Origin of the sequence: Microbispora cellulosiformans (assembly GCF_008728085.1) — a bacterium.
GTDB lineage: Bacteria > Actinomycetota > Actinomycetes > Streptosporangiales > Streptosporangiaceae > Microbispora > Microbispora amethystogenes.
Map to the genome: position 1 here is coordinate 64,482 of NZ_VYTZ01000007.1, position 23,326 is coordinate 87,807.

The 23,326-nt window shown below is 73.8% G+C and carries 17 protein-coding genes; 4 read left to right on the plus strand and 13 right to left on the minus strand.

Annotated features, from left to right (window positions below; all coding sequences use genetic code 11):
• Positions 1 to 69: 69 nt before the first annotated feature.
• The 6 genes from F5972_RS20090 to F5972_RS20115 all read right to left on the minus strand — a co-directional run bounded on the left by F5972_RS20090 (position 70) and on the right by F5972_RS20115 (position 9,354).
• Positions 70 to 1,701 carry a GTPase gene (locus tag F5972_RS20090; RefSeq protein WP_150935142.1) on the minus strand — a complete coding sequence of 544 codons (1,632 nt, stop codon included), beginning with the start codon at positions 1,699 to 1,701 and terminating at the stop codon, positions 70 to 72.
• 48 nt (positions 1,702 to 1,749) lie between these two features.
• Entirely contained in the window at positions 1,750 to 4,056 is a 2,307-nt protein-coding gene (locus F5972_RS20095; protein ID WP_225311676.1) for a GTPase, read from the minus strand.
• Positions 4,053 to 5,285 (minus strand): uroporphyrinogen-III C-methyltransferase, encoded by a 1,233-nt coding sequence (gene cobA, locus F5972_RS20100; RefSeq protein ID WP_150935143.1) that lies wholly within the window; start codon positions 5,283 to 5,285, stop codon positions 4,053 to 4,055. The genes F5972_RS20095 and cobA overlap by 4 nt, the downstream gene beginning before the upstream one ends.
• Positions 5,286 to 5,402: 117 nt before the next feature.
• The gene (cobT, locus tag F5972_RS20105) at positions 5,403 to 6,488 is read right to left on the minus strand and encodes a nicotinate-nucleotide--dimethylbenzimidazole phosphoribosyltransferase (protein ID WP_150935144.1); all 1,086 of its coding nucleotides are present in this window, start codon (positions 6,486 to 6,488) and stop codon (positions 5,403 to 5,405) included.
• 190 nt (positions 6,489 to 6,678) lie between these two features.
• Positions 6,679 to 7,914, minus strand: coding sequence for a sirohydrochlorin chelatase (locus tag F5972_RS38230; RefSeq protein WP_225311677.1), 1,236 nt, complete (start codon positions 7,912 to 7,914; stop codon positions 6,679 to 6,681).
• A gap of 351 nt (positions 7,915 to 8,265) precedes the next feature.
• Entirely contained in the window at positions 8,266 to 9,354 is a 1,089-nt protein-coding gene (locus F5972_RS20115; RefSeq protein ID WP_150935145.1) for a GNAT family N-acetyltransferase, read from the minus strand.
• A 134-nt stretch (positions 9,355 to 9,488) separates the two neighbouring features.
• On the opposite strand from F5972_RS20115, the gene F5972_RS20120 reads away from it, so the two are divergent.
• Together F5972_RS20120 and F5972_RS20125 are read left to right on the plus strand one after the other, a co-directional pair.
• A complete protein-coding gene (locus F5972_RS20120; RefSeq protein WP_150935146.1) occupies positions 9,489 to 9,908 on the plus strand; it encodes a DUF2795 domain-containing protein in 420 nt (139 codons plus the stop codon).
• Positions 9,909 to 9,917: 9 nt separating this feature from the next.
• A complete protein-coding gene (locus F5972_RS20125) occupies positions 9,918 to 10,985 on the plus strand; it encodes a baeRF2 domain-containing protein (protein WP_150935147.1) in 1,068 nt (355 codons plus the stop codon).
• 101 nt (positions 10,986 to 11,086) lie between these two features.
• Here the strand turns inward: F5972_RS20125 and F5972_RS20130 are convergent, their stop codons facing one another.
• Genes F5972_RS20130 through F5972_RS20145 form a run of 4 tightly spaced genes read right to left on the minus strand, consistent with a single transcriptional unit; the run spans position 11,087 to position 14,917 of the window.
• A complete protein-coding gene (locus F5972_RS20130; protein WP_150935148.1) occupies positions 11,087 to 11,701 on the minus strand; it encodes a LutC/YkgG family protein in 615 nt (204 codons plus the stop codon).
• A complete protein-coding gene (locus tag F5972_RS20135) occupies positions 11,698 to 13,092 on the minus strand; it encodes a lactate utilization protein B (RefSeq protein WP_404803068.1) in 1,395 nt (464 codons plus the stop codon). Before F5972_RS20135 ends, F5972_RS20130 begins: the two co-directional genes overlap by 4 nt.
• Positions 13,093 to 13,127: 35 nt before the next feature.
• Positions 13,128 to 13,886 (minus strand): (Fe-S)-binding protein, encoded by a 759-nt coding sequence (locus tag F5972_RS20140; RefSeq protein WP_150935149.1) that lies wholly within the window; start codon positions 13,884 to 13,886, stop codon positions 13,128 to 13,130.
• 47 nt (positions 13,887 to 13,933) lie between these two features.
• A complete protein-coding gene (locus tag F5972_RS20145; protein ID WP_150935150.1) occupies positions 13,934 to 14,917 on the minus strand; it encodes an ArsR/SmtB family transcription factor in 984 nt (327 codons plus the stop codon).
• A gap of 59 nt (positions 14,918 to 14,976) precedes the next feature.
• Between F5972_RS20145 and F5972_RS20150 the strand changes: the two genes are divergently transcribed.
• Both F5972_RS20150 and F5972_RS20155 read left to right on the plus strand, forming a co-directional pair.
• Positions 14,977 to 16,191, plus strand: coding sequence for an MFS transporter (locus F5972_RS20150; RefSeq protein ID WP_150935151.1), 1,215 nt, complete (start codon positions 14,977 to 14,979; stop codon positions 16,189 to 16,191).
• A gap of 89 nt (positions 16,192 to 16,280) precedes the next feature.
• Positions 16,281 to 16,832 (plus strand): DUF4760 domain-containing protein, encoded by a 552-nt coding sequence (locus tag F5972_RS20155; protein ID WP_150935152.1) that lies wholly within the window; start codon positions 16,281 to 16,283, stop codon positions 16,830 to 16,832.
• A 1,094-nt stretch (positions 16,833 to 17,926) separates the two neighbouring features.
• On the opposite strand, the gene F5972_RS20160 is transcribed toward F5972_RS20155, so the two are convergent.
• The 3 genes from F5972_RS20160 to F5972_RS20170 all read right to left on the minus strand — a co-directional run bounded on the left by F5972_RS20160 (position 17,927) and on the right by F5972_RS20170 (position 23,263).
• Positions 17,927 to 21,523 carry a DNA polymerase III subunit alpha gene (locus F5972_RS20160; protein WP_150935153.1) on the minus strand — a complete coding sequence of 1,199 codons (3,597 nt, stop codon included), beginning with the start codon at positions 21,521 to 21,523 and terminating at the stop codon, positions 17,927 to 17,929.
• A gap of 44 nt (positions 21,524 to 21,567) precedes the next feature.
• Positions 21,568 to 21,834: a DUF6504 family protein gene (locus F5972_RS20165; RefSeq protein WP_150935154.1), complete on the minus strand. Its 267-nt coding sequence runs from the start codon at positions 21,832 to 21,834 to the stop codon at positions 21,568 to 21,570.
• A 190-nt stretch (positions 21,835 to 22,024) separates the two neighbouring features.
• Positions 22,025 to 23,263, minus strand: coding sequence for a hypothetical protein (locus F5972_RS20170; RefSeq protein ID WP_150935155.1), 1,239 nt, complete (start codon positions 23,261 to 23,263; stop codon positions 22,025 to 22,027).
• Positions 23,264 to 23,326: the final 63 nt, after the last annotated feature.

The following is a 23,326-nucleotide window of genomic DNA, read 5'->3' on the forward strand; positions in this document are numbered from 1 at the left end:
ACGGGCCGGAAACGCGTTCTGTGGACGGGCGGGCGCCTGTGGACGACCGGCCGTGGACGAGCTGCGGGGTCAGCGGCGGGTGGCCGCCATCGCGCCGAAGAAGTCGTTGTAGCGGTTGAGTTCGCGTTCGACCGGCTGGACGACCATGTCCTGCGCGAGGAGGTCCACGCGGCGTCTCATGTCGCGTTCCAGGCGGTCGCGTTCCCTGCCCGCGCCCAGGACCACGAAATTCCTGCTCGCCATGGCGGAGAACAGCCCGAGCCCGAGGACGCTGATCACCATCAGTCCCACCCACGGCAGCAGGGCCACGTCGCCGAGGATCTCGGCCGGCGGCCGGCCCGCCTCGAACACGCCGTACGCCAGGATCGCACCGGCCCAGGCCAGGCCCGCGGCGAACATGACCACCAGGAGGTACTGCCAGATCTTCAGCAGCCACCACCAGCCGGGCACCCGGTCGAGCGGCGGGGCCACCTCCGACAGTTCGGCGGAGAGCGCCCCGGGCAGCTCGGCGGACCGGGACCGGGCGGCCTGGCGCACGCCGTCGCGCCACTGATCCGGCATGCCGGCGGTGAGCCCGTCGGAGAGCGCCGTCACGGCGTTGTCCACCTCGGCGGGCTGGGCCGTGACCGAGCTGCCGACCAGACCGCGGATGTCGTCCTTCACGGCCCCGAGGCGCAGGCTCTTGAGCGGATCGGGCCGCACGCGGCCGGCCCAGCGCGCGTACGGCCACCCGACCCAGGAGACCGAGCGGACGCCGTACACGTTCTCCATCGCCTCGCCGAGCGCGGAGACGCCGATCGCGTCGCACAGGGCGTCGACGAGCGCGGCACGCCGCGCGCCGTCCACCGCCGGCTCGACCCGCAGCATCTCGGGGAGATCCTTCACCAGCCGCGCCACCAGCCGGTCGAGGTCGGCTTCGAGCCGCTGGTAGGCCGCGCGCCGGGCGGTGACGGACTCGGCCAGGACGGCCTTCAGGCCGTCGACGCCCTCGCCGGTGACGGCGGAGGTGGTGACCACGCGGGGGTGGGCGACGCCCTCACGCCGGAGGAGCTCCTCCAGATCGCCCGCACACTCGGCCTGCTCCTCGGAGGTGAGCCGGTCGGCCTGGTTCAGCACGAAGACCGTCACCGCGTCGTGCCCGGTCAGCTCGGCGACGTAACGCCGGTGGACGGAGGCGTCGGCGTATTTCTGCGGGTCGAGCACCCACACGACGAGGTCGGCCAGCTGGATGAGCCGATGGGCCTCGGGATCGGTGAGCGCGCGGATCGAGTCGTGGTCGGGCAGGTCCAGCAGGATCAGCCCGTGCAACTGGCTCTCGCCCCTGTCCAGGGCGCTGGCCCGGGCGAACCGGTGCCGCCACTGGATCTGCAGCCAGTCGAGCAGCGGGCTCGCGCCGTCGATGCCCCACACGCAGGCGTGGGTGCGGGCCGTGGTCGGCCGGCGTGCTCCGGTGGGTGAGAGCTCCAGCCCGGAGATGGCGTTGAACAGGGAGGACTTGCCGCTTCCGGTGCCCCCGGCGAGCGCGACGACGGTGTGGTCGGACGACAGCTTGAGCCGGTCGCCCGCGCGCAGCAGGAGCTGGGCCGCCTCGGTGATCAGCGCCGGGTCGACCCGCCCCTGACCCAACTCGACGATCTTGGCCAGGGCGGCGAGCCTGGACCCCAGCCCGTGCTGCGTTTCGGCGGTGCTGACAGTCGTCATCGATCCCTCACCGTCGGTGCCCGGGGCGTCCGGGCCGGATGGGCTCCGTCATCGTGCGACCTCGAGGTTGTACGTCGCCTGGTAGAGCCGCGTCGCCGCGGCCTCGTCCGGTATGCCCGCGCTGTCGAGGGCGTCGACGTACCTGAGCGTCTCCTCGTCGAAGAGCAGGCCGATTCTGGCCCGCAGGTCGCTGCGGGCCTTGGCGCTGATGCTGCGCAGCGACTCGGCCCCGAGCAGGCCGCGCAGCAGCCGCTGGGGCAGCGCCGCGGCGCCGGTGGCGGTCTGCGGGTCCGTGGCGCCGTAGCCGAGCAGGCCGATCATGAAGATCAGCGAAAGCGACTCCACGTCGAACGAGACCAGCTTGGCCACCGAGCGCTTGGTCACGCCCTCGGTGCGGATCAGCTCGGTGACGTGCTCCTGCCAGGCGGCGACCGTCCTCACCGTCCTACGGGCGATGTCCTCCGGCGGACGGCCGAGCCCGGGAGTGGCGGCAAGCCGGTCGCCCGCGCCCGCGCGCTGCCTCCACCGGGTCACGACCTCCTCGGCGGCCCGCTCGACGGCCGAGGTGACCAGGGATTCGAGGCCGGCGCGGATCGCCGCCTTCAGCCCGCGGACCCGCTCGGGGCCCTGGTGCTGGCCCTTGGCGCCGCGGCGCAGCTGCAGCGTGCGCATGAGGTCGCCGGAGCCGGCGAAGTCCTGCCACCGCGCGAGCACCTCGCCCCGCAGCAGCGAGCCGTCCCGTGTCGCCTCGTCGATGTCCGTGAGCGCCCCCATGTACGCCGCGTCCACGTCGGAGCGCAGGTCGGCGCGCAGCGCGACCTGGGTCTCCAGGTGCCGGGCGAGCGCGGGCAGGCGGGTGCGGAAGCTGTTGAGCACGCCGTTCAGCGTCGTCCGTACGGCCTCCTCCCGACGTTCGTCGTCGACGGACAGCCCGGTCAGCCACATGCGCAGCTCGGCGATCTCGATCTCGGGCAGCCGCCCTTCCTGGACGGACGTCTCGTTGATGACGAACCGCTCGACGTCGCCGAGGCCGTACTCCTTCAGCATCCGGCCGAAGTGCTTCATGATGACGTCGCGGGACCGGGCCGGCACCCGGGACAGCACGATGACCAGGCGCGCCCGGCGCTCCTTGGCCCGCCGCAGCAGGCCCCACGACGGCGCGTCGGCGTAGCGGGACGCCGTGGTGACGAACACCCACAGGTCGGCGGCGTCCAGCATGCGGTGCGCGATCTCGTGGTGCTCCTCCACGACCGAGTCGATGTCGGGCGTGTCGAGCAGGGCCACCCCCGCGGGCATCGACGGGCTCGGCACCAGGACGACGCCGCCGGGCGCGGCCTCGGCCGGGGGCTCGTCGAGCCTCTCCAGGCCGCCGAGGAGATCGCCCCGCGCGTACCACTCGAGGTCGCCGGGATGGACGGCGAGCACGGGCGTGCCCGTGGTCGGGCGGCGCACTCCCGTGGCCGTGACCCGGCGTCCCGCGAGCGAGTTGACGATGGTGGACTTGCCCGCCCCCGTGGACCCCGCCACGACGATCAGCGCGGGCGCGGTGCTCAGGTGGACGCGCGGGATGACGTAGTCGTCGAGCTGGGCCAGCACGGCCGCCTGCGCCTTGCGCGCCTCCTCCGACCCCGGCACGTCGAGGCCGAAGTGCAGGTCCTTGACCGCCGTGCGAAGCTGGTTGAGCGCGTCCGTCAGCGCGGCGGATACCGGCTCCGGCATCGGGATCTCGCGGACCCGGTCCTCGCCCGGCGCGTCCTCGCCGTCTTCGCCCGGCAGGTACTCGCCGTCCGCCGCGTCCTCGGCGTTCTCGCCGTCCCCCGTGCCGGTCGCGCCCGCCTCGGCTTCCAGGTCGGCCGCGGCTTCCAGGTCGGCCCCGGCTTCCGGGTCCGTCGCGTCTGCCGGGTCCTCCGCGCCGGTCGCGCGGGTGTCTTCCTCCATGCCGGCGACGCCTGCCGCTGCTACCTCGCCGGCCGCGTCCGCCAGGTCCGCGTCGCCTTCGGCGGCGTTCTCCGTGTCGTCCTCGGCGGCGTCGTCCTGGCCGTCGTCTCGTACGTCTCCGGGCGCCGCCTCAGATCCGTCCTCGTCCGGAGTGGACCCGTCGTCCGCCGCGCCGGGCCCGGCCTCGTCCGTCCCGGGTCCGCCGGGGCCGGAGATCTCGGACGGAGCGTGGCGGGTCGTGGGCTCCGGATCGCCGGGCCGCAGGACGGGGACGTCGTCGCGGATCTGGGGAAACGCGACCGTCCGCTCCCCCGGCGACTCGGGTGGCGGATCCCCGGCGCCCGGCTCGCCGGTCACGGCCTCGCCCGGACCCGCGCCGGTCCCGTGGTCGGGCGTCTTCCTGGCTGCCGATCTCACGGAACCCGCTCCGCTCGCACCATTTCGATCTCCTGGCCGACCTTGACGACCTCGCCGACGATCACGATCGCCGGAGGCCGCACTCCGGCCGCGGTCACCCGTTCCGCCACCGTCGACAAGGTCGCGGTAACGGCTCGCTGGGTCGGAAGAGTACCGTCCTGTACCACCATCACGGGAGTTTCCGGCGAACGTCCGTCTCGAAGCAGCGCCTCGGCGATCTCCTTGATCCTTTCGACCGCCATCAGAAGTATCAGGGTTCCCGCGGATCGCGCCAGTCCCGGCCAGTCGACGGTGGACCTCGGGTCGCCGGGGGCGACGTGCACCGAGACGACGTGGAACTCCTGGCTCACGCCGCGATGGGTGACCGGCACCCCGGCCGCGCCGGGAACCGCGACCGCGCTGGTGATCCCGGGCACCACGGTCACCGGGATGCCCGCGCGGGCGCAGGCGATCATCTCCTCGCCGCCCCGGCCGAAGACGAAGGGATCGCCGCCCTTCAGCCGTACGACGAACTTGCCCATCCGGGCGTGCTCGACGAGCAGTTCGTTGATCTTCTCCTGGGACAGCGACCGGCCGTACGGGACCTTCGCGGCGTCGATCAGCTCGACGTCGGGGGAAAGCTCGTCCAGGAGGGCGCGCGGCGCCAGGCGGTCGGCCACCACCACGTCGGCCTGGGCCAGAAGCTGGCGGCCGCGCACGGTGATCAGGCCGGGGTCGCCGGGGCCGCCGCCGACCAGGGCCACCCCGACCGGCCTGGTGCGGTGCCGCCGGGCGTCGACGGTCCCGTCCCTGAGCGCGCCGACGATGGCGTCGCGGATCCCCGCCGCACGCCGGGGGTCGCCGCCCGCGGTGACCGCGACGCCGATCTCGTCCACCCGGCCGTGCGCGGGGGTCCAGGCGGCGGAGGCGTCCTTGTCGTCCGCCCTGACGCACCAGATGCGCTTGGCCTCGGCCTCGGCGGCGACGGCGGTGTTGACCTCGCGGTGGTCGGTGCAGACGTGCACGAGCCACGCGCCGTCGCAGTCGCCGACCTGGTACGGACGCCGTTCCCAGGTCACCCGCCCGGCGGCGATGAGATCGTCCAGCGCGGGGGTCACACTGGGCGAGATCAGGGTGACGGAGGCTCCCGCGTCGAGCAGCGCGGGAATCCGCCTCTGGGCGACGCGTCCGCCGCCGACCACGAGCACACGCCGCCCGTCGAGGCGCAGGCCGAGCAGGTAGGGCGCCATGACCTCAGTCTCCCTGTTGCGTCAAGGGTGCATAGTTAGGAGGCAAACCTACCCGCTGGGCTCCGGCCGCATTCACCGGACGAGACCGGCAGGGTCGCGGGCGGGTCCTCCACCGGCTCAATCGCCCTTGTCCGCCACGCCGGCGGAGTCGAAGGTGGCGACCTCGTGCATCACCCGCACCGCCGCGCTGACGAGAGGGTGGGCGAGCAGGCCGCCGGTGCCCTCTCCGAGGCGGAGCCGCAGGTCGACGAGGGGCTCCAGGCCCAGGTGCGTCAGCGCCACCGCGTGCCCGGGCTCCGCCGACCGGTGCCCGGCCAGGCAGTATCCGACGGTGTCCGGGGCGAGCGCGCACGCGGCCAGGGCCGAGGCTCCAGCGATCACCCCGTCGAGGATCACCGGCACCCGGGCCGCGGCGGCGCCGATCACGAAACCCGCGATCGCCGCGTGCTCCAGCCCGCCGACCGCCGCGAGCACGCGCAGCGCGGCGTCCGGGCCGCCGGGTACGGCCTCCGCCTCGGCGATCCCGTTGACCCGCAGGCCGCGCCGGACGATCTCGATCTTGTGCTGATAGGTGGCGTCGTCGACGCCGGTGCCCCGCCCGGTGACCCCGGCGGCCTCCCTGCCCGTGAAGGCGCAGATCAGTGCGGCCGAGGCGGTGGTGTTCGCGATGCCCATGTCGCCGGTCACCAGGCACCGCGCACCCGCGGCGACGAGATCGCGGGCGACCTCGACGCCGGCCGTCAGGGCCGCGGTCGCCTGGTCCCGCGTCATCGCCGGGCCCTGGGACAGGTCGGCCGTGCCGTACGCGACCTTGCGGACGAGCAGTCCGTCGGCGGGAGCCAGGTCGGCCGCGACACCCACGTCCACCACGGTCACCGACGCGCCCACCTGCGCGGCGAAGGCGTTGGCGACCGCTCCTCCGGCGGCGAAGTTGGCCACCATCTGCGCGGTGACCTCCTGCGGCCAGGGGCTCACCCCCTGCGCGTGCACGCCGTGGTCGGCCGCGAAGATCGCCAGGGCGGCCGGGGCGGGAAGCGGCGGCGGGCAGGCGCCCGCGATGCCGGCCAGCCGGACCGCGACGTCCTCCAGCACCCCCAGAGAGCCGCTCGGCTTGGTGAGCCTGTCCTGATGCGCCCGGGCCTCCGCCATCGGGCCGGGCTCGACCGGCCGGACGGCGCCGAGCGTCTCGCCGAGGGACGTCATGTTCTCTCTCTCCTCGCTTCGTCGCGGCTCCGGCGTGTCAGCCCACCACGTCGGCCCGCGAGGCTGAACCAGCGATCCGGTCCGGTACGCCGGCCTGCCGGCCCGCCACGCCTGACTGCTCGTCACGCCCGCCCACGACAGTCAGCCCGCCCGATCGCCGAGTCCGGCCGGCACGCCCGAACGAGCCGGGCTACACCGCGCTGGCCACTCCGGGCTGGGCGAGCGGTCCGTCGGGTGAACCGCCGCGGATCTCCGTGACGGCCTCGGCGTGGCCGGTCGCGCCGATCATGGTATCGGTCTCGGCGGCGGCCTCCGTCCTCCCGTCGAACGACTCGGCATCGAACGACTCGGCATCGAACGACTCGGCATCGAACGACTCACCGTCGAACACCTCGGCATCGAACGCCTCCGTGCCGAAGACCTCCGCGTCGAACGCCTCTGAGGAGAGCACCTCGGCGTCGAACGTCTCCACGTCGAGAGCGTCGGCGTCGAGCGTCTCGATCACGGGCACGTCCGGTGCCGCCGTCCCGATCGCGGGCACGGCGACCGGCCCGACGACGGACGGGCGGCCCGAAACCGCCGCGGCCGGTCGCGTCGCGGCGGGGATGGTGACCGGCGCCGGGGAGTGCCCGGCTCCCGCGAGCGCCTCCTCGTACCGGTCGATGACCACGTCGGCGAGGCCCTCGCAGTCGCCGATCACCTCGGCGCAGCGGATGTCGAGCCCCTCGTGGTTGGCGCCGTAGGCGAGCGCCTGCGCCCAGATGCGTTCGAGGACGGCGCCCGCGAACAGGACGTACGGAAGGACGATCACGCGCTTGGCGCCGAGCCTGCGGCAGCGCTCCAGGCCCCCGGGCACGCCGGGGCGGGTGTGCGAGACGTAGGCGGTCTCCACGGTCAGCAGGTCGGCGGCGTGGGTCTCCCAGAACAGCCGCGAGACCCGGTGGACCTCGGCGTTCACGGCGGGATCGGTGGAGCCGTGCCCGACGAGGACGACCGCGGTCTCGCCCGGCGTGATCTCGGCGGGCGGTTCGTCGGCGACGAACCGGGGCATCTCGGCGCGGGCGTCGGCGAGTCGCTCCGCGAGCAGCCTGAGCACACGGGGATCGGGCCCGAGCGGGCGGCCGAGGTCGTACTCCAGCGTCGGATGCCGTTCCTGTTCGAGTGCCATGGTGCCGGGGATGTCCCCGAGCGCGCGCCGGTCTCCGGTCAGGCTGAGCGGCAGGGCCACCAGATGGTGGTGGCCCCGGGCCACCAGGGAGGCGATGGACTGGCCGAGCTGGGGGCGGGCGTTCGTGATGAAGCCGCCGCTCACCTCGGCGGGAAGCCCGTCGAGGCGGCAGCGGAGCCGGTGGACGAACCTGCCGAACTCGGCCACGCCGGTCTCATCGTGGGTGCCATGGCCGATGAGCAGCAGCGGCGGTTTCATCTAATCGATCTCCCCTGCGTAGACCTGCGTGTCGTTCACGATCCCCCGCTCTCCCCGATTCCCCGCCTCCGCCGCGGCGCCCGCGCTCACCGGTCGTGCCGGGCGTGCCGTGGGCGGGGTGCCGGGCACGCGTGACGGCGGGCGCTTCCTCGTCCCATGGAGTCGCTCGTGCTCGCCTCCACTCACCGCCGGCACTCACTGCCGGTGCGCTCCGGACGGCCGGCGACCCGGCCGGGCCGCTCCGTCGCTCCCGCCGGCCGGCGGGACGCTCTGGCAGGCGAGAATAACCTTTCGGCCCCAATCATGGAGGTCTCTTGACCGGAGGGCCCAGGGTCTAGAGCGATTCTTTACCTATTGCCATGAAATTTCCCCGTTGAGGATGCTGAAGAGCACGGCGTCGGCCCAGCCTCCCGGCACGGGCAGTGCCTGCCGCATGATGCCCTCCTCGATGAACCCGGCCTTCCTCGCGACCGCCTGGCTGGGCCGGTTGCCCGTCGCCACCAGCAGGTGGGCCCGGTGGAACCCGAGATCGAACAGGTGCGCGGTGGCCATGCGGACCGCCTCCACGGCGTACCCCTGGCGCCTGGCCCACGGCGCGATCCAGTACCCCAGCTCCGCGTCGCCGCGCTCGTGGTCCTCGCGCTGCACGCCGACGGCGCCGGCGAGCCGTCCCCCGTCCCGCGGCTGTATCGCGAAGTTGCCACCATAGCCGGGGCCCGGCGCGTGCGCGAGGCGGGTGCACCACTCCAGCGCGCGTTCCAGCGTGTAGCCCTCGGCCCACGGCATCCAGCGGGCGATCTCCGCGTCACCTCTGACCGCGTCGACCATGTCGAAGGCGTCCTGCCGGGCGAACGGCCGCAGGACCAGCCGCTCGCTCTCGATCCGGCGGCGTGGCGCCTGCCGCTCGTCTCCGCGGAGCCTGCCGAAGACCACAAGGTCGTGCGGGCCGTCGTCCTCGAACCCGGCGCCGCGCAGCAGGCCCTCGCGGACGAAGCCGGCCTTCTCCGCGACCCGGATCGACGCCAGGTTGTCGGCGTTGGCCCGCAGTTCGACGCGGCGCAGCACCCCCGTCCCCAGCAGGCGGCCGGCGAGCCCCCGCACCGCCTCGGTCGCGTATCCCCGGCGGCGGTACGCGGGGTGCACGCCGTACCCCACCTCGGCGACGCCCGCGCCCCACTGGGCCTTGAACATGCTGATCGATCCGACCACCCCGTCCCTGGCGTGCATCGCCAGGTGGATGCCCTGCCCCGAGCGCCACAGCTCGTGCACGCCGTGCGCCAGCCACTGGCCGATGCCGGTGGCGTGCCCCGGCGCGCCGGGCGGCAGCGCGGTGGTGTGGGCGCCGTCCTCGATGATCGCCCGAACCTGGCCCGCGTCCCCCGGGCCGAACGGCCGCAGGATCAGCCGCTCGGTGTTGATCGTCAGCCGTTCGTCGAACAACGCATCGCTCCATCACATACGGGGATTTTTCGCCCGTCGGCGGTTAAGTAGGGCACGTCGTCACCGTTCTCGATGTTTGGGGCAGGGGGTTCGGGTACGAGGCACGACAGTGACCCTAATCGGGAGGTGAGGTCATGAGTATCCAACGCGGCAGCGACAAGCACGGCCGCCGCCTTGACGAACAGCAGAAGCACGAGACGCAGGGCCTCGTGCAGGGCTCCGGGACCAGCCGGGCCGAGGAGTGGCGCGAGACGGAGCCGACCCAGCAGCCCGAACAGGACATGTCGCCACCGCGCCGTCAGCCGCCCGGCCGCGAGCCGGGGACGCCGCTCGGCATCACCCCCGCCGATGTGGAACGCCGCAGCCACCTGGCCACCTGGCTCAGCGACGCGGGCTTCCCCGCCGACCCCGCCAAGCTGCTCGACCACGCCGAGCGCAAGAACGCCCCCGACGCCGTGATCGACGCCGTACGGCGGCTGCCCGAGATGAGGTTCCACAACATCGGGGAGGTGGCGGAGGCCCTCGGGCTCGGAGTGGAACGCCAGCGCTGGTAGGGGGATTCGGTGCGACTCGACTTCATTCGCGGACTGTACGAGCCGGGCGGGCCGTACGCCTCGGTCTACCTGGACACCGACCGGTCGTCCGAGGGAGCGGCCAACGTCGTCCAGCGGCGGTGGGCTCACCTGCGTGAGCTCCTCGCCGCTGAGGGGGCGCCGCCGGAGGCCCTCGATCCCATCGGGGAGCTGATGCTCGATCCCGTCTGGGCGGCGCCCGGTCGCGCGGTCTTCGCGAGGGAGGGCGAGGTCGCGCTCACCGAACCGCTCGCCCACCGTCCGCGCCGCGAGACCGCGCGGTGGTCGCCGCTCCCCCATGTGGTGCCGCTGCTCGCGCAGCGCGGCGAGCACGTCCCGCACATCGAGGTGCTGGCCGACCGGGCCGGAGGCGACGTCGCCGTCGTGGCCGACGGACAGCGGCGCGAGCTGACCGTGGAGGTCGCGGAAGGGCCGATCCAGAAGACCGGAGCGGGCGGCTGGTCGCAGCGGAACTTCGAGCGGGAGGTCGAGGAGACCTGGCGCCGCAACGCCGTGGCCGTCGCGGAGGTCGTGGAGAAGGAGGCGCACGGCGTCGGCGCCGAGGTCGTGGTCCTGGCCGGGGATCCCAAGGCGCGGGCCCTGGTGACCGACCATCTCGCCAAGGACGTCGTACGGCGGCTGACGGTGGCCGAGCACGGCAGCCGCGCTCCCGGCGCCGACCCGCACCTCTTCCGGCAGGAGGCCGACGCGGCCTGCCGGGCCTGGGTCGACCGCCGGTGCGCGGAGTTGCTGGAGGCGTTCGCGGCCGGACCGGCCGTGGCGGGCCTGCGGGAGACGGCCCGCGCGCTGCGCGACCGGCGGGTGAGCACCGTGCTGGTGCGTGACGACCCGTCCTCCACCGCGACGATGTGGATCGGGCCGGAGCCCACGCAGTTGTCCGACGATCCGGCCGAGCTGGCCGCCTGGGGAGTGAAGGAGCCGGTGCGGGAACGGGCCGACGCGGCCATCGCGCGGGCGGTGGCCGCGACGGACGCGGAGCTGTGGTTCGTCGATCACATCGACTCGCCGGACGGCATCGGCGCCGTGCTCCGCTTCTGACACTCGCCGCTTCGTGCTCCGGTCAGGGCGCTCGCGGCGAGTTCCGCCCGATGTCCGGCCGTCAGAACCGCCGGGCGGCGGCGCGGGGTCGCCGCGAGACATCAGGCGACGATCAGCACTTCGAGCGTGCGGGGGCCGTGCACGCCCTCCACCCGGTTCAGCTCGATGTCACTGGTGGCGGAGGGACCGCTGATCCAGGTCAGGGGCCGAATGGGGTCCAGCCGGGCGACCGCGTCCGGGACCCCGGCGACGATCTGGCCCGCCCGCACCACGCACAGGTGATAGTCGGGCACCAGCGACAGCGCCCGCCGTCCCTGACCCGGCCCGGCGTCCATGACGATCGTGCCGGTCTCCGCGACGGCCACGGCGCAGGTGGTGAGCACGCCGTCCAGCGCGTCGAGATCGGCGGCGGTCGGCGGCGGCTCGTCGGCGACCCGCTCGGCCTGGACGGCGGCCGTCCACGCCGCGGGGAACCCCCCGGGCACGGCGACCCGCCGCGCCCCGCGCTCGGCGAGAGACCGCGCGACGCGCTCCGGCACGCCCGCCTCGTCCACGACGTGCACGACCGCGCGATAGTCCCGGAGCCGCTCCTCGAACAACCGGATCTCGCCCGGCGTCCCGGACGGGCCGCGGTAGGCGCGCGGGATCTCGACGTCGGGCACGCCGGCGACGGCTCGGCGGACCCGGGCGAGGATCAGGTCGCGGGAGCGACTCATCGGCGGCCTCCGTCCGTGCGGTCCCACCAGTCGCGGAACGACTCCCGGGGCACCTCGGGCAGGTCCCTGGTGTCCGTCCAGGCCGCCAGCGGCCCGGGAAGCCGCCGGGGCGCGAGGTTCCGCAGCCGTCCCCCGATCCGCTGCATCCGCGCCAGCCGTCCCGACCGCCGCAGCACCCAGCCGGCGGCGGCCATCCCGGCGCGTTCCGGCCAGGGATGCGGGACGCGGGCGCGCAGGTCGACCAGCACCGACGGGATGTCGATGGCCACCGGGCAGACGTCGTAGCAGGCGCCGCACAGCGAGGAGGCGTACGGCAGCGAGCGGTCCAGCTCCGAGCTCATGCCGCGTAGCTGCGGCGTGAGGATCGCCCCGATCGGCCCCGGGTAGACCGACCCGTAGGCGTGGCCGCCCGTCCGCTCGTACACCGGGCAGACGTTGAGGCAGGCCGAGCAGCGGATGCAGCGCAGCGCCTGGCGGCCCACCTCGTCGGCGAGGACGCGGGTGCGGCCGTTGTCGAGCAGCACGAGATGGAACTCCTGGCCCTCCGTCGCGCCCGCCCACATCGAGGTGTAGGGGTTCATCCGCTCGCCGGTCGAGCTGCGGGGCAGGAGCTGCAGGAAGACCTCCAGGTCGCGCCAGGACGGCAGCACCTTCTCGATGCCGACCACGCTGATCAGGGTGGTCGGCAGCGTGAGACACATCCGCCCGTTGCCCTCCGACTCCAGCACGACGAGGGTGCCGGTCTCGGCGATCGCGAAGTTGGCCCCCGAGATCGCGACCTTCGTCTTCAGGAAGCGCTCGCGCAGGTGCAGCCGGGCCGCCTCGGCCAGGGCCGCGGGGTCGTCGGTCAGGTCCTCCGGGGCGGGACGGCCCCAGCCCGCCATGCGCCCGGCGAAGATCTCCCGGATCTCCGCGCGGTTGCGGTGGATCGCGGGGACGAGGATGTGCGAGGGCCGGTCGTCGCCCAGTTGCACGATGAGCTCGGCCAGGTCGGTCTCGTACGCCGTGATGCCGTGGTCGAGCAGCGCCTCGTTTAGCCCGATCTCCAGGGTGACCATCGACTTGACCTTCACGACCTCGGTCTCGCCCGTGGCCTTCACCAGGCCGGCGACGATCTCGTTGGCCTCGGCCGCGTCGGCGGCCCAGTGCACGTGCCCCCCGGCCGCCGTGACGGCCTCCTCCAGCTGAACCAGGTATCGGTCGAGGTTGCGGAGGGTGTGGTCCTTGATCGCCCGCCCGGCCTCGCGGAGCGCGGCCCAGTCGGGCACCTCCGCGACCACGCTCGCCCGCCTGGCCCTGATCGTCCGGGTCGCCTTGCGGAGGTTGAACCGCAACTGCGAGTCCCGTACGGCTCTCGCGGCGTTGCGGGGGAAGGGCCGCGTCGCCGGCATCCCGAGGAAGGTGACGCTCACCGGACGTTCCGCACTCACCGGGCGCTCCCCGCTCGCCCGGCGGCGCCCGCCGGTTCGGCCGCGCCGAGGATCTCGGCCAGGTGCATCACCCGTACGCCCGACTTCTGCCGGGCGAGCATGCCGCCGATGTGCGTCAGGCACGAGTTGTCGGCGGCGCACAGCACCTCGGCGCCGGTGTCGAGGACCGCGCGCACCTTGTCGGCGCACATCGCCGCCGACACGTCGGCGTTCTTCAGCGCGAAGGTGCCGCCGAAGCCGCAGCACTCCTCCGCGCCGGGCAGCGGCACCAGGTCGAGCCCTTTCACCTGGCGTAACAGGGTCAGCGGCCGGTCGCCGAGGTGGATGCCGCGCAGCGAATGGCAGGTCGGGTGGTAGGTGACCCGGTGCGGGAAGCTCGCCCCCACGTCGGTCACGCCCAGCACGTCGACGATGAACTCGGTGAGCTCGTACGTCCTGGGCACGACCCGCGCCACCGCGTCGGCGAAGGGCCCGGACGGCCCGGCCAGCCTCGGGTACTGCTCGCGGATCATCGCCGCGCACGAACCGGAGGGCACGACCACCGCGTCGTAGCCGCGCAGGACCGCCACGGTGCGCCGGGCCAGCCGTACGGCCTCGTCCCGGTAGCCGGTGTTGGCGTGCATCTGGCCGCAGCAGGTCTGGCCGCGCGGGAACTCGACGTCGACGCCGAGCCGGCGCAGCAGCATCACGACCGCCCGCCCGGTGGCCGGGAAGAGCGTGTCGTTGACGCAGGTGACGAACAGGGCGACCCGCACGTCCCCTCCCGGCGTGTACGGTCGGCCCGCACATGGACCGAATATGGTCAGACCCTACCTCCTGGTCCCCTTCCGGGCTCGACGAGAGCGTCTCCGAGGGGGGTCCTCCGATAGAGCACGCTCCGGCCGTCGCGGATCTTCGTCACCGCGCCCGCGTCGTACAGGACCGCCAGGTGATCGCCGACCCCGCCCGTGCTGAGGCCGAGCCCGCGGGCGAGCAGCGTGGTCGTGGACGGCTGGTCCAGGGCGCGGAGGACGGCGGCCCGGGTCTCGCCGATCAGGCGGCCGGCGCCGTCCGGCGGGACGCGGCCGCCGCCCCAGAGCCGTCCGGCGCCGCGGGCCGGGTAGATCAGCGCGCAGGACTCCGGAGGATCGAGGGCCAGCCATCGTCCGCCGAGCGTGCAGGGCACCAGGGTCAGGCCCGCGCCGTCGAGCGCGCGGTCGGGGCCGCCGATGCCGGCGATCTCAAGACGGTCGCTGCCGCGCCAGCGGACTCCGAGGTTCATCCCCGACAGCGCCCGTGACCAGCCGTGCGTGGTCAGCAGGCCCGTACGGTAGAGCATGTCCTGCTCGGCGATCGCCTGGAGGCGGGGCCACATCGGCTCGACCAGCTCGCTCCAGACCGAGAAGAGGCTGTCGGCGACGCGCCTCGCGACTCCCCGGCCCGAGAGGCTCCCGGCCAGCGGACGGCCGCCGCTGCTCACCTCCAGGTCGTGCCGGGCCCGCTCGTCGGGGGTCTCACCGACGCGGGTCAGTTCCCGGGTGACGGTCGTCCGCAGGTCCGGCGGCGGCGCGCAGACGAAGTCGGGCACCCAGGAGGTCGTGGCCACCAGCTCGGCCAGGGCGGCGACGGTGGGGTCGCGGCGGCAGAGGCCGGCGTAGGCGGCGCGGCCGTACTCGCGCCAGGGACGCAGTTCCACCGGGCGGCTGCGCCCGCCGAGGATCTGCAGCGCCGCGACGGTCTCGCCGATCGGCGACATGGCGAACCGGATGCCCACCAGATCGTCCGCCGAGACCCGCAGCACGACCATGTTTCGCCTCCACACGTAAGGATGGCCCTGTCTCACCTGCCTACCCCAGGATTCCGATCGTGGTCGGTTACGGTGACGTTCTGCGGGTGCCCGAGTTCCGGGCGCTCTTCGGCGGGCACAGCCTGACGATCGCCGGCAGGACCATGCAGCAACTGGCGCTGGCGTCGCTGGTCTTCGCGGTGACCCGCTCGCCTCTGCTGTCGGCCGTCGCGTTCCTGGCCGGGCTGTTGCCGCAGGCGATCGTCGCCCTGACGGTGATGTCCCTGGCCGACCGGCTTCCGCCGCGCGCGGCCCTCACCGCCTGGGAGGCCGTCAGGGCGGTGACGCTGTGCGCCCTGGCGTCGGACGTGCTCCCGGTGCGGGCCGTCCTTCTCGCGATCCTGTTTCTCGGGGCCGGCGACGCCGTCGCCGTCGCCGTACGGCAGGCCGTCCTCGCCGACGTGCTCGGCCGGGAGCAGTACGTGCCGGGCCGGGCGCTGCTGAACATCGTCGTCGGCGTCATGCAGATCCTCGGGTTCGCCGCGGGCGGCGTTCTGGTCACCGCCGCCGGCGTCTCCGGAGCCCTCCTGGTCGCGGCCCTCGCCGCGCTGGGCGCCGCCGGGGTGAGCTGGTTCGGGCTGCGGCCGAGGCCCTCAAGCGGTCCCGCCGCGGGTGCCGTACGAGCCGCCGTGCGAGCCACGTGGGCGGGCAACCGGACGCTCTTCGCCGACCGGCGCATCCGGGGCCTGCTCCTGGCGCACTGGCTGCCCAACGGGCTCGTCGTCGGGGCCGAGGCGCTCTACGTCCCGTACGCCGGGGACACCGCCGGCGCGCTGTTCGTGACGGCGGGGGCCGGCATGCTCCTCGGCGACGTGGTCGTGGGGCGTCTCACGCCGGAGCTGAGGGGGCGGCTGATCCTGCCCCTGTCCCTTCTGCTCGCGGTGCCCTACCTGGCGTTCTTCGCGATCCCTCCCGGGCCGGGCGCACTGGCCGCGGTCGCCGTGGCGTCGTTCGGGTTCGGGTCCACTCTTGGCGTTCAGGAACGCCTCGTGCTGGCGATGCCCGAGCGCCTCTGCGGGCAGGGCCTCGGCCTGGCCATGAGCGGCATGATGACGACGCAGGCCGTCGCCGCGTCCCTGACGGGGACGATCGCCGAGATCACGAGCACGGGCGCCGCCATGGCCCTCGCCGGCGCCGGTTCCCTGCTGCTGACACTCGCCCTGACCGCGCACGTGGGCCCACGCTGGCGCGCCCGGGCCGGCGTCGTGCCGGATTCGGAGACGACGGTCCGATAAATGCGCCGGCCGGAATTCCTCGGGTGAACGATTCCGCGAATCCGGTCGTTTGCCGGGGAAACAGGCGGATCGATGCTGCGAGGGAATGGATGGATCTGCTCGGCGCCGCCACGTTGGCGGTCTCTCTGCTCGCGCTCGCCGTGTCCGTCGCGACGGCACTGCGGCAGATACGGATAATGCACCACAACAACCAGCTCCCCGTTCTGGTCGAACTGTTTCAAGAATTCCGGTCGGCGGAATTCCAGCTGGCCGAGCGGTACGTCGTCCAGCGACTGCGGGACGAGCACGATCCGGGAACGGGCTGCATGCTGCTGCCCGAGGAGGCGTTTCTCGCCGTCACGAAGGTCGTCGGCTTCTACAGCGGATGCGGCGCATTCATCGCGCGGAAGGTGGCGGACGAGGGGCTGGTCGTCCCGCTTCTCGGCTATCGGGCGAGCAGGGCGTGGGACGCGCTGGAGCCGTTCGTCAGAAGGGAACGGGAAATCCGGGAGTCGCGCGACCGCTATGCCGGTCTTTTTGAGGATTTCGTGTGGCGGGTCCGGCGGCACACGTCGCTGGAGAAGGCCTACGGTCTCCGCCTCAGAACGCTCCCGCCGGCCCCCTCCCGGGATGTTCCGCCCCCGGAGCCGCAAACGACGTAACCCTCTCCTACCGGCGTACGAGCCGGGGCCTGATTAGCGGCGTCGCGGACGGGATAAGAGTGAGGCAGGTCACAGCGGCGCCGAGGGGAGAACCAGATGGGGTCCACGTCGTCACCGGTGAGCCGGGCGGCCGCCGGCGTGTACGCGGGCCTCGCCGCCCAGGTCGTCTCGCTGACCGCGCTGGCCGTGTTCGAGCAGGCCAGGGGCAGGCGGCTGGCCGCCCAGATCGCGGCGTTCGGCGGCGACCCCGCCTCTCCCGCCGCGCGGGCCGTCAGCGGCGCGGCGACGGCGTTCGCCGTGCTGGTCCTGGTGCTGCTGAGCGCGACCGTGGCCGCCGCGTTCGCCTACCTGTCCTGGCTGCGGCTCGTACGGCCGGGCACACCGCCCGCGGTGCTCGCGGTGGCCTGTCTCGTGCCCGGGATCAACCTGGTGATGCCGCCGATCCTCGCCGACCTGGCATGGCGTGAGACACCGGCGCCCGCGCGCGGAGGTCCGGGACGCCCGCGGCGCACGGCCGGGGACGACGACCACCCCGCGTATGGGGGCCACGCGGCCTCGCAGCCCGAAGCGGCCAGGGCGACCAGGGCGCCGGGTGGTGGGCCGGACGACCGCGTGCGGTGGCGGGCGACGCTCGCCTGCTGGTGGCTGAGCTGGCTGGCCGCGCTCGGCCTGGTGTTCGCGGGCCCGGCGCGGGACGGGCTGACCGGCCTCGGCCTGCCCCAGGTCGCCGCGGTGACCATCGCGGCGATCCTCTGCGGCGCCGCCGTCCGCGAGGTCACCGACCGGCACACGGGCCTGGCCGGCCGCGGGCGCGACAGGCGGAGCGCCATCAGCTTTCCGGTTCGCCTCAACCCGGCCGGAGCGCCCTTGGGAGCGCCGGCCGGAACGCCCTTGGCAGTACCGGGCGGAACGATCGCCACGCCGAGCGGCGTGCCGCACAGCGCGATGGAGCGCCCGGCGCACAGCACCATGGAGCGCCCGGCGCACAGCACGGTGGACCGCACGATGGACGGTGCGGCGGATCGCACGGCGGACGACGCGATGGACGACGCGATGGACGGCGCCGGCGCGCGGCGTGCCGACAGCGCGGCCCGTCAGCGGCCGGGCGGAGGGCCCGAACTGCCGGAGCTGGCGTGCCAGAGCCGCCGCTGGGGCTCCCCCGGATGGCCGGGGAGCCGTCCCTCCCGCGCGGCGGGCGGGGCCCCGTTGTCGGAGTAGGGCGACACCCGGAAGCCGTTGCCGTACTCGATGGGCCGCCCGCCCACTCCGGCGCCCGGCACGGGCACCTCGGCGAGCACGGCGCGTACGGCGTCGAGCCCCCGGGTGCGCCACACGTGGTCGAGGTCGGCGAGGTTCCAGCAGTGCACGGCGCGCAGCGAGACGGCCCTGATCCCGGTGCGCCGCACCACTCCCCTGGCGGCCAGCAGCCACGACCCGAACACCGTCGCGGCCGTGTGCGCCTGCACCGACTCGAAGAAGGTCAGGTCGATCGGGCCGGTGGAGTCGTCCAGGGTGGTGAAGATGACCCGCTGGCCCGAGCGCACGGCGGGCGTCTGGGTGGCGACCTTGACCCCCGCGACCAGGATCTCCGCGCCGTTGCGCTGCCGCAGCAGGTCGGCCGCCCTCGTCACGCCGAGCGCGTCGAGCAGGTCGTGGTAGAAGTCCATGACGTGGTGGCTGACGTCCATGCCGAGGATCGCCAGCTCCGCCTCGACGGCCTCGGCCTCGGTCATCTCCGGCAGCTCGCCGGGCGCGACCCGCTCGGTGAACCCCATCGGCAGCTGCCCCGCCGCGCCGGTGGCGCCGCGGTCGAGCGCGCCGACCTGGGCGATCAGGTCGCGCCTGGTCAGCCGTCCGGGCCGCCAGCGCGGCTCCCCCGGGCGCAGGCCGTGCAGCGCGTCGAACCCGCCGACCTCCACAATCCGCTCGGCGACCGGCCGGGAGGGCCGGGCCCGCTCCCAGAAGTCCGCGAGCGAGGTGTACGGCCGGCCGGCGACCATGCGGTCCACCTCGGCCTCGCTCGCCCCCCGCACGGCCGAGAACGGCACCCGCAGGCCGTACCCGTCGCCGAACCCGCGCTCCCCCGCGGAACGCCGCTCCGTACGCTCGACCAGCCAGGTCTTCCCGGAATGGTTCACGTCGAGGGGAAGGACGTCAACGCCGCACTGGCGGGCCTCGTCGAGGATCACCCGGCTCGGGTACATGCCGGGGTCGTGGGTGAGCACGCCCGCGAGGAACGCGGCGGTGTGGTGCCGCTTGAGCCAGGCCGACTGGTAGGTGGGCAGCGCGAACGCCGCCGCGTGCGCCTTGCAGAACCCGAACCCGCCGAACGCGTCGAGCACCCTCCACGCCTGCTCGACGACGTCGGAGGCGTACCCCTTCTCCCGGGCGAGCGGCACGAACCACGCCCGCACGGCCTCGCGGCCCTCCGGCGTCCCGAGGGCGCGGCGGGCCCGGTCCGCCTCCGCCAGCCCCGCCCCGGTCATGACGTCGATGACCTTCATGACCTGCTCGTGGAAGACGACCACCCCGTTGGTCTCCCGGAGTGCCTCGCGCAGCGACTCGTGCGGGTAACGCGCCTCCCTGAAGCCGTGCCGGGTCTCCAGGTACGGCGTGACCATGTCGGAGTTGACCGGTCCCGGGCGGAACAGCGAGATGTCCACGATCAGGTCGTGCATCGTGCGCGGCTCCAGCTTGGCGACCAGCTCGCGCTGCCCCGGCGACTCGATCTGGAAGCAGCCGATCGTACGGCTGAGGCGGATCATGTCGTAGGTGTCGCGGTCGTCTCGGGGCACGGCCTCCAGGTCGATCCGCCGGCCCTCGACCCGTTCGACCTCCTGGATCGCGTAGGCGAGCGCCGACTGCATGCGCACGCCGAGCACGTCGAGCTTGAGCAGGCCCGCGTCCTCGACGTCGTCCTTGTCGAACTGCGACATCGGGAACTCCAGCAGGCTGCGCTCGACCGGGGTGCGGTCGCGCAGCGTGGAGTTGCCGATCAGCACGCCGCAGGGGTGCAGCGCGATGTGCCGGGGCAGCCCGTCGAGCCGCTCGGCCAGCCGGAACACGGCCTGGAGCGACCGGTCGTTCAGCCCGCTGTCCCGCAACTCGGGCAGGTCGGACAGCGCGGCCCTGATCTGCCTCGCCCGCACCTGCGGGAACGCCTTGGCGATGACGTCGATCTCGTGCGGCGGCAGGCCCATGGCCGCCCCGACGTCCCTGATCGCGCTGCGGGCGCGGTAGGTCTCCATCATCGACACGCAGGCCACCCGGTCCTCGCCGTACCGGCCGAGGATCGCGCGGTAGCAGTCGAGGCGGCGGGCGGACTCCACGTCGAGGTCGATGTCGGGCAGGCCCGGACGGCCCTCGGACAGGAAGCGCTCCATCAGCAGGCCGTGTTCGAGCGGGTTCACCTCGCCGACGCCGATCAGGTAGTTGACCAGGCTGCCGGCCCCCGAACCGCGGATCGCGCACCGCACGCCCATCGCCCGGATCATGTCGGTGATGCCGACGACCGCGGTGAAGTATCCCGACAGCCGCTTCCGTTCGATGATCCCCAGCTCGGCCGCCAGGCGGTCGCGGGCCTCCGCCGAGCGGTCCAGGCCCCGCCGGGCCAGCCCCTCCTCGCACCGGTGGCGCAGCAGGGGGACCGGGTCCTCGCCGACCTCCGGCAGGTGCAGCCGGGGCCGCTCGGGTTCGAGCATGGGCACGATCTCGACGGGGTCGAGCACGCAGCGCTCGGCCACCCGGCGCGTCTCGGCCAGCAGCCGCCCGGCCCGGCCGGGGTCGCCGCCGCAGATCCGCGCGGCCACCCGCGCCATCTCCGCGCCGTCCTTCAGGTACGCGTGGGCCGTGGGGTCGTCGATGTGCCGCCCGTCGAGGGGCACGAGCTTGCGCGCCGCGTCGAGCACGTTGCCCACCTGGTGGTCGGCGGCGTCCAGGTAGCGGACCGCGTTGGTCAGCACGACCGGCACGCCCATCGAGTCGGCCAGCCCGACCATGCGGGCGGCGACGTTCGCGTCGCGGTAGCCGTACAGGTCGGAGACCTCGACGACCAGATCGGGGAGCACCGCGCGCCAGGCGGCCAGCAGGGCGCGGGCCTGGTCGTCGCGCCGCTCCGCCACCGCGCGGCCGAAGCCGGAACGGGGTCCGAGCAGCACGGTCAGGCGTGGCCCGCCGTCCGGGCCGGTCGCGTGCTCGGCGATCATCCCCGGCGTGACGTACGGCTCGCCGCGCTCCCCCGCCGCGTGCGCGGCGGTGACGAGACGGCACAGCGCGGCCCAGCCGTCGGCGCGCGCGAGCACGACGACCCGGGCCGGCTCGCCCGGCGTCCTCCGTACGGCACGCCGGCCCGGTGCCGGGAACAGCCCATCGCCCGAGGAGAGCCCTCCGCCCGGGAACGGCCCTTCGGCCGCGAACGGGCCTTCGTCCCTGATCGGGAGGGAGCCGTCCGCCGGCGGGCCCGCGCCGAGAGCGAGGTCCACGCCGGCGATCGGGCGCACGCCTCGCTCGTGGCACGCCCGGACGTGCTTGATCGCGCCGTAGAGGCCGTCGCGGTCGGTCAGCGCCAGCGTGTCCGCGCCCTGCTCGGCGGCCCGCCGGACGAGTGCGCCGGGGAACGCGGTGCCGTACCGCAGCGAGAAGGCCGACGCCACGTGCAGGTGAGCGAAGGACGGCCCCTGGAGCGTTCCCATCGGTCCCTGCCCCATTGATCCCCGGCCCATCGATTCCAGGCCCATCAATCCCAGGCCCTCAGGAGGAGCCAGCCGTCGCTCGCGGTGTCGAAGCGCAGCTCATAGGTCCCCACCTCCTTGCCGGCCGCCGCCCCCACCCGCCAGAAGCGCCGCTCCCCGGGATCGGCGTCCGAGGTCTTCCACCATTCCCGGGCGACCACCCAGTGATCCTGGATTTCGCGGACGGTGTAGAGCCGGTCACGCCAGACGAACTGCACAGGCTGCCCGTCCCGCACCCACACCTCGATCGGATCGCCGTAAAGTCTGCTCAAGACTCCTTCTCCCTGTGGCTTCGTGGCCACCCGGGGGAAGACGGGCGGATGATTCGGGCAGAATCGCCGCTACTTCGAACATACGTTCACAGGGGGCCGAACGCAAGTCGGCACGACGCCTTCGGCTGTCCGTTTCGGGAGGCGTTCGCCACACCCCGCCTCTCACGCCCGAGCTGCGGTCACCGGCCGGTCATCCGGCCACCCAGATCCCGCTCCCCCGGTACGGCGGCTCCTCACGCTCGGTGTCGTCCGCCGCCACCACCCAGACGCGCGCCGTCCCCGGTTCCCTGACAACGGACGCCAGGCGGGTGTGCCCGAGTGGGCCGACCGGAAACGTCCCTTGCGTCCACTCGCCGCCCGACAGGTGACGGACCGCCGTGTTCCACTCGTTCTTCGCGTAGAACAGCCAGAACCCGCCCCGGCCGTCGGCCTCCAGCCGCAGGTGGGGGTCGAGCTCGGGGTCGGACATCAGGCTGTAGCTCCACCGTCCGTTCTCCCGGCGCAGGAGAAGCGTGCTGCCGCAGAAGGTCACGTCCTCCTCCTCGGTGCCGCAGACCCACGCGACCCAGCCGACGGCCGCCACCCGGCCCGACTCGTCCACGGCGAGGTCGACGAGTTCGGAGAGCTGGTTCCGATGCAGCGCGGGAACCGCGGGGAGCGGGACCGTGCTCCAGGACCAGCCGTTCCACCGGGCGACGGCCGCCCGGCCGCGGCTCGAACCGGCCACCCAGACCTCACCGCCGGGCAGGCCGTCCACGTCTTTCGCGACCAGCGGCGGCCGTGCCGTACGCCAGGCGGCGCCGTCCCAGTGCCGCAGATCGGCCCGGGAGCTCCAGGACCCCTCGATCTCGGCTCCCCCGGCTCCGTCCAGGAAGTTGGCCTTCACGATCGCCCACACGTCGCCGGGAGCCGCCGCGTGCACCCGGTCCGGTCTCCAGCCCAGGCCGGGCGCCGTGGTCCACCTCCGTCCGTTCCAGCGCGCGGCGGTCCTATCCCCGAAGAGCCACACGTCGCGGTCGGAGGCGGCGGCCACGGCACGCGGCTCGGCCACCGGCGGAGTCGCGACCTCCCGCCACCCTCCGCCGTCTCCCCGCAGCAGCAGCGGCGCACTCGTCTCGGGCCCGCAGGCGTGGGGCACCCGGGTGCCGGCCACCCACACGGTCTTCTCGCGGGTGACGGCCAGGCCGGCGAGGCGGTCACGGTAGTCGTAGTACGCGACCCGCCACTCTCCGCCGCTCTTTCCACCTTCCGCGCCGTCCTCGCCGGCGCCCGGCCGAGGTGTCGGCGAACCCGCCAGGCAGGAGGGCGACGGGCGCTCCCCCGCGGCGGGTTCGCCACCCATGGCGTCGGCCTCGTTCCAGGTCTCGAGATCGCGGGGCAGAGTCGACCCGCACGCCGCCAGCGTCATCGCGGCCAGCGCCGCCGTCACACACCGAATCCGCGTCCGCACACCCCATAGGACGCCCCCATCCGGCATCAGGTTCTGCCGAGT